The sequence below is a fragment of the Pseudomonas sp. REP124 genome (assembly GCF_020164475.1).
Classification (GTDB): Bacteria; Pseudomonadota; Gammaproteobacteria; order Pseudomonadales; family Pseudomonadaceae; genus Aquipseudomonas.
In genome coordinates, this window is the sequence record NZ_JAIQWX010000075.1 from 23,193 (window position 1) to 29,748 (window position 6,556).

General features: G+C 56.7%; 6 protein-coding genes. 4 read left to right on the forward strand and 2 right to left on the reverse strand.

Annotation, left to right across the window (positions count from 1 at the left end):
- The first annotated feature begins 10 nt into the window (after positions 1-10).
- The 4 genes from K9857_RS18400 (at position 11) to K9857_RS18415 (ending at position 4,205) form a co-directional block, all read left to right on the forward strand.
- On the forward strand, positions 11-979 hold the full coding sequence (locus K9857_RS18400; RefSeq protein ID WP_224538059.1) for an RHS repeat-associated core domain-containing protein: 969 nt from the start codon (positions 11-13) through the stop codon (positions 977-979).
- Positions 980-1,017: 38 nt separating this feature from the next.
- Positions 1,018-1,857: an RHS repeat-associated core domain-containing protein gene (locus K9857_RS18405; RefSeq protein ID WP_224538061.1), complete on the forward strand. Its 840-nt coding sequence runs from the start codon at positions 1,018-1,020 to the stop codon at positions 1,855-1,857.
- Between the two features lie 220 nt (positions 1,858-2,077).
- Positions 2,078-3,073: an RHS repeat-associated core domain-containing protein gene (locus K9857_RS18410; RefSeq protein ID WP_224538062.1), complete on the forward strand. Its 996-nt coding sequence runs from the start codon at positions 2,078-2,080 to the stop codon at positions 3,071-3,073.
- Position 3,074: 1 nt separating this feature from the next.
- Entirely contained in the window at positions 3,075-4,205 is a 1,131-nt protein-coding gene (locus tag K9857_RS18415; protein ID WP_224538064.1) for an RHS repeat-associated core domain-containing protein, read from the forward strand.
- A gap of 43 nt (positions 4,206-4,248) precedes the next feature.
- On the opposite strand, the gene fdhA is transcribed toward K9857_RS18415, so the two are convergent.
- Together fdhA and purU are read right to left on the reverse strand one after the other, a co-directional pair.
- On the reverse strand, positions 4,249-5,448 hold the full coding sequence (gene fdhA, locus K9857_RS18420; protein ID WP_224538066.1) for a formaldehyde dehydrogenase, glutathione-independent: 1,200 nt from the start codon (positions 5,446-5,448) through the stop codon (positions 4,249-4,251).
- 206 nt (positions 5,449-5,654) lie between these two features.
- On the reverse strand, positions 5,655-6,512 hold the full coding sequence (purU, locus tag K9857_RS18425; RefSeq protein WP_150705249.1) for a formyltetrahydrofolate deformylase: 858 nt from the start codon (positions 6,510-6,512) through the stop codon (positions 5,655-5,657).
- Between the last annotated feature and the right edge of the window lie 44 nt (positions 6,513-6,556).

Consider the following 6,556-nt stretch of genomic DNA (forward strand, 5'->3'; position numbering starts at 1 on the left):
TGACTAGCCCATGCTCATCGAACCCGACACTCTTCGACGCAACTACCACTACAACGCATTGGACCGTCTGGTAACAAGCGATCCTTTAACTCTGTCGAGTATCCAGCACTTTTATCTGAAGGATAGGTTAAGTGCCGAAATGGAGGGTGCGGTGCATCGCTCGATCATGCAGCACGACGATCAACTGCTGGCGCATCAGGAGCGCCGCAACGGTACGGTGCAAACCCGACTGCTCGCTACGGATCCGCATCGTTCCGTATTGAAGGGTCAACTCACACCGCTGCTCTACACACCTTACGGCCATCGACCTGCGCAAAACAGCGTGCACAGCCTGCTTGGGTTCAAAGGTGAACCACCGGATCCTGTGACAGGCTGGTATCTACTGGGCAACGGTTATCGCCCATTCAACCCCGTATTGATGTGTTTCATCAGCCCGGACAGCTGGAGCCTGTTTGGTGAGGGTGGATTGAATGCATATGCATATTGCGTGGGAGATCCGGTAAACAGAAACGATCCGACTGGACATGCATCCTTTTTCTCGTCACTCAAAAAACTCATGTTCTGGAGGTCAGCTGACAGTTTAAAAAGCAGGGGAAGAATGCACTCGACGAAAGATCCGCTGGCAGGAACATATACAAAAACTGAAGCGACAAACCCCGATTTACTAGCGGCAACACACCTGCAAGCTGACTCAACCTCTGGAGTTCAAGGCGCCTCTCAAGCTGCAAGCTCATCACTGCAGCACCCTCCTGTTAGACTCAATCAGTTCGATATCAACGCCATAAAAATGGTAATCGAAAGCGATCAAAAGGCACTCGACCGATTAATCATCAATCTTGCGCACTCACAGAGTCCTGCGGAGAAAATAATTATTGGAGAGGCAATCAACGTCATTGATAAAAGAATATGGAGATATCTGGACGCTATTCACAAAATCCAAAATTCCACCGATTCAATTACGACTATTCGCCAAACGTAGAGCGCCCCGATCGAACCGCTACTACAGGTAATTCGACGATGCCCTCGACTCATAACGAACATCACTACCGTCTAGTGGTAAGCCGTTTGCTCGCAACAGACCAGCAGCGCTCAGTGTTGGCGATACTCGCCGCGAACCAGCCAGAGCGATTGCGCTACACACCCTATGGTCATAACCCGGCAGGAAGCGGTTTGATCAGCCTGCTTGCGTTTAATGGCGAACAGGTGGAATCGATAACGGGGTGGTATCTGCTTGGCAATGGCTATCGGGCATTCAACCCGGTATTGATGCGGTTTATCAGACCGGACAGTTGGAGCCCGTTCGGGAGGGGCGGATTGAATACCTATGCTTATTGCGCAGGAAATCCGGTGAGCAGGCGGGATCCGTCTGGTCACTTCGTGCTTTCCGCTCTAATGAGCAGAATCGAAATTAGTCGCGGGGTCCCCGCCTCAGGTCTTTTCGGTGACTTTATCAAGACGATAGATGAATCAATGCGGCTCAACGCAGACTCCGCGAAGACGCCTCTTTCGGCTCCGAGGCAACACATCAGCGATGTTGTGAGTCAACTCGACCACCGACAACCTTTCATTGAAAAGCTGCAGGCTGTTAATGAGAATCTTGCCAGTAATGACAGCAACACCCTTTCACTGGATCGGGCACGTAAATATGGGCTTCTTGCCCAGAAGGTGAGTGAAGGCAGCATGAGTAATTCAGGCGCTCACGGCGCAGCCGCAATGAGTTGGATGGAGCACTATCTTGAGACTCGAAGGGGCAGTGGACTCGCTGGGAGCCTGATGAATATTGGTGGAATGTTCACAAGCGCGCCATGGGATCACGCCAACCGAGTAACAGGCAAAGCCATAAGACGTGCCGGTTGAAGTCATGACGGTGCTGTAGGAGCGAGCTAGCTCGCGATGGACGTCAACGATAACGCTGGCTGCCTGACACCCTGCGGTGTCTGATCCTCCATCGCGAGCAAGCTCGCTCCTACAGGGTCCGGTGTTGGAAGTGCCACTATCATTTCTGTCAGGTAGGCAGCCCAGTCCATTTGCGCCAGAGTAGTCCCCGAGTCGACACCGATTTCAGGGAGTCTGCCCCATGTCCCGCGTTAGCCAGACCCTGCTCTGCCGCTACCACTACGACGCTCTCAACCGTCTGACCGCCAGCGCCCCTTCGGTACCGACACGTTCCGAGCGTTTCTACCTGAAGGAGCGCCTGGTGACGGTGAGCCAGGGCGTAGTGCACAGCTCGATCATGCAGCACGACGATCAACTGCTGGCGCAGCAACAGCACAACGGCAGCGCAGTGGAGATGTCGTTACTGGCGACGGACAAGCAACGTTCGGTGCTCACCGCTTCGGACGCATTGCTCCATCACTTCGCCTATTCGCCCTATGGCTATCAGACCCCGGCAGTCGCTCTGCCCGGCCCGCTCGGTTTTAATGGCGAGTGGCGCGATCCGGTGACCGGGAACTACCTGTTGGGCAATGGCTATCGGGCGTTCAATACGGTGCTGAGGCGGTTTAACTGTCCGGACACGTTGAGCCCTTTTGGCAAGGGAGGATTGAATGCCTATGCGTATTGTCTTGGGGATCCGGTGAATCGGAGTGACCCGAATGGGCATTGGTCATTTTGGGCAACCATCAGGTCAATCCCACGCTCAATTCGAAGTTTTGCAAGCAAACACAATCCATTCAAACGCACAACGCGCCCAGCTCCAGCCACTCCCGATATTCGAGAAGTCATTGTTAGTGACCCGGCGCCCGTCTTAAGAAATCCACTAGCAGCACCTCCTCCTGATTCACCAACTGATCCAGTATTTGCCAGGCCAGAAGTAAGAGAGCCGCTGTCCAGCAACCCCAACATTGAAAGACGTCTAATAGAAGAATTAACGGCTTTGGCGGTGTACAGCAGGTATAGAGTGATGTTTAACGATCTACAAGCTGTTTCAGAATTTACACCACGGCACCTATCGCCGTACGAAAGCAATATGGTGCTTAAGGCGGTGGAAAACATAAGGGACGGCAAACAATCACGTACAGCTGCATTCAACGAACTAGCTTCATACTTTCGCGCCTCAAGACCCTGGGAATAACGTGAAAGTAAAAACTAAGACCAAACTTTTCAAGAGCCAATCGATCATGCGCTCCGTTATTGAACAGCTTAGCTGCCGCTACCACTACGACGCCCTCAACCGGCTGACCGCCAGCGCCCCTTCGGTGCCCACGCGCTCCGAGCGCTTCTACCTGAAGGAGCGCCTGGTGACGGTGAGCCAGGGCGTGGTGCACAGCTCGATCATGCAGCACGACGATCAACTGCTGGCGCAGCAACAGCGCCAGAGCGGCGCCGTGGAAACCTGTTTGCTGGTCACGGATCACCAGCGTTCGGTGTTGAAGGTGTTCGGTGCGAGCCAGTCGACGCCGTTGGGGTACACGCCTTACGGGCATCACTCCGCCCAAAATGGCTTGCTCAGTCTGCTGGGTTTCAACGGCGAGCGGGCGGATTCGGTGACGGGTTGGTATTTGCTGGGGAATGGCTATCGGGCGTTTGACCCGGTGTTGATGCGGTTTATCTGTCCGGACAGTTTGAGCCCTTTTCACAGGGGTGGTTTTAATGCTTATGCGTATTGCCAGGGGGACCCGGTGAATCGGAGTGATCCGAATGGGCATTGGTGGTTTTGGGCAGGGCTCAAGTCCATTGGAGAATTTATTAGTCGACGATTCAAACGAGCTACGCCTTCGGGTCGAGGTGCGTCGGGAAACGCTTCACGTGCAATGGCAGAGTCAAATGCACCGATACAAGCGCACTCAACAATGGATGCACCGTTACAACCGCAGGCACCTTCAACAACTAACGTTCAAAGACAAGCATTTATGGATTTACAGCTCCAAGACCGTTTTTACAGTTTTTCCAATGATTTGCGCGCTATGGACGGGGCTCAAAGAATGCCAAGGATTCGAGCGCTGGTGTTCAATCCATCGCCACTCACGGCTACGCAAGGCTTGGTAGCGCCATCGACATGGACGCCGGCTTTAGTCGCCCATATGAGCGGCGCGTTCCCAGTAACCCCTGCTGTGCCTGCTTCTGGAACTCCTTCGATAAACCTATCTATTCAAAACGGCAGCTCTGCCCTCCTCCCAGCTCCAAATTACGGAACAATCGTTGACGAGTTGCCAACCTATGGTTGGGCCATTCGAAATGCCCCACCGCCTTCATACACCCCATAAAAAAGGGCGACCTAAAGTCGCCCTTCTTCCCTACCTACACCCCTTACGCCGCACTAAACAACTTATGCGGATCAATCACAAACTTCTTCGGCACGCCCGCGTCGAACTCGCCATAACCTTCAGGCGCCTGATCCAGGCTGATCACCTGCACGCCCACCACTTCAGCGATGTTGATGCGGTCCCACATGATCGCCTGCATCAGCTGGCGGTTGTACTTCATCACTGGAGTCTGGCCGGTGTGGAAGCTGTGGGATTTGGCCCAGCCCAGGCCAAAGCGAATGCTCAGGCTGCCCATTTTCGCGGCGGCATCGACGGCGCCCGGGTCTTCGGTGACGTAGAGGCCGGGGATGCCGATTTTGCCGGCGACGCGCACAACGCCCATCAGGGAGTTGAGGACGGTGGCCGGGGCTTCGTGTTTCACGCCGTCGTGACCGTGGCCGCGGGCTTCGAAGCCTACGCAGTCAACGGCGCAATCCACTTCCGGTTCGCCCAGCAGGTCGGCGATCTGCTCGTGCAGCGGCGCGTCCTTGGACAGGTCGACGATTTCAAAACCCTGGGCCTTGGCGTGGGCCAGGCGGATGGTGTTGACGTCGCCGATGATCACGACCGCGGCACCCAGCAGGCGCGCCGAAGCGGCAGCGGCCAGGCCGACCGGGCCGGCACCAGCGATGTAGACGGTGCTGCCTGGGCCGACGCCGGCAGTCACGGCACCGTGGTAGCCAGTTGGCAGGATGTCGGAGAGGCAGGTCAGGTCACGGATTTTTTCCATGGCCTTGTCGCGATCCGGCAGTTTCAGCAGGTTGAAGTCGGCGTACGGCACCAGCACGTATTCGGCCTGGCCGCCGGTCCAGTCGCCCATGTCGACGTAGCCGTAGGCGCCACCGGCACGGGCCGGATTGACGGTCAGGCACACGCCGGTGTGTTGCTCCTTGCAGGAACGGCAGCGCCCGCAAGCCACGTTGAACGGTACGGACACCAGGTCGCCGATTTTCAGGCTTTCGACGTCGCTGCCCTTCTCGATCACTTCACCGGTGATCTCGTGGCCCAGCACCAGACCGACCTGGGCGGTGGTACGGCCGCGCACCATGTGCTGGTCGGAACCACAGATGTTGGTGGAAACCACGCGCAGGATGACGCCGTGCTCAATCTTCCTGCCGCGCGGGTCCTGCATTTTCGGATAGTCGATTTTCTGTACTTCGACCTTGCCAGCGCCGAGATACACCACTCCACGATTGCCAGACATGCTTTCACCTCGCTGTTGTTTTTATGTAACGGGCGCGTCGCCGGGGGTCGGCGGCGCGTTCATTGCTCGGGTACAGATGCTGTTTTTGTGTTGCCTGTTATGCCGTCATCGCGAGCAGGCTCGCTCCCACAGTTGATCGTTGGTGTGACCGGGATTTGCAGGCGGACACAAATCCCTGTGGGAGCGGGCTTGCCCGCGATAGCGATCTAGAGAACGACCGTACGATTGGCGTTCAAAAACACTCTTCTTTCGATGTGATACCCCACCGCCCGCGCCAACGTCAGGCCTTCGATATCCCGCCCCTTGGCGATCAGGTCTTCGGGGTAATGGCTGTGATCCACCACCTCGACGCCCTGGGCGATGATCGGCCCTTCGTCGAGGTCGTTGTTGATGTAATGCGCCGTGGCGCCGACCAGTTTCACGCCCTTGTTGTAGGCCTGGTGGTAGGGCTTGGCGCCCTTGAAACCCGGCAGCAGGGAGTGGTGGATGTTGATGGCCTTGCCGTCGAGTTTGCGGCACAGCTCCGGCGACAGGACCTGCATGTAGCGGGCAAGGATCACCAGTTCCGCGCCTGCGTCTTCGATCACCTGCAGCACCTGGCGCTCCTGGGACGGTTTGTCGTTCGGGTCCAGGGGGAAATGGTAGTAGGGAATCTGGTGCCAGTCGGCCAGCGGCTTGAGGTCGGGGTGGTTGGAGACCACGGCGGCCACGTCCATCGACAACTGGCCGATGCGCTGGCGATAGAGCAAGTCGTTGAGGCAGTGATCGGCCTTGGAGACCATGATCACCACTTTTGGCCGGTAGTGCGGCGGCGTCAGTTCGAAGATCATGCCGAACGACTCGCCGCGCTCTTGCAGGCCGGCGCGGAAGGACTGCTCGTCGAAGCCGTCAGGCTGGCGGAATTCCACACGAATGAAGAAACGGCCCGAGAGCCGATCGTCGAAGGAGTGGTGTTCGGTGACGTAGCAGCCCTGCTCGAACAGAAAGCGGGTCACCGCGTCCACGGTGCCGAGTACGCTGGGGCAGTCGGCGGTCAGGATCCATGTGTCTGGGGCGCGGCTCATAGCGGGTGACTCCTGGAACATTGATTGTCGATGCAACACCCTGT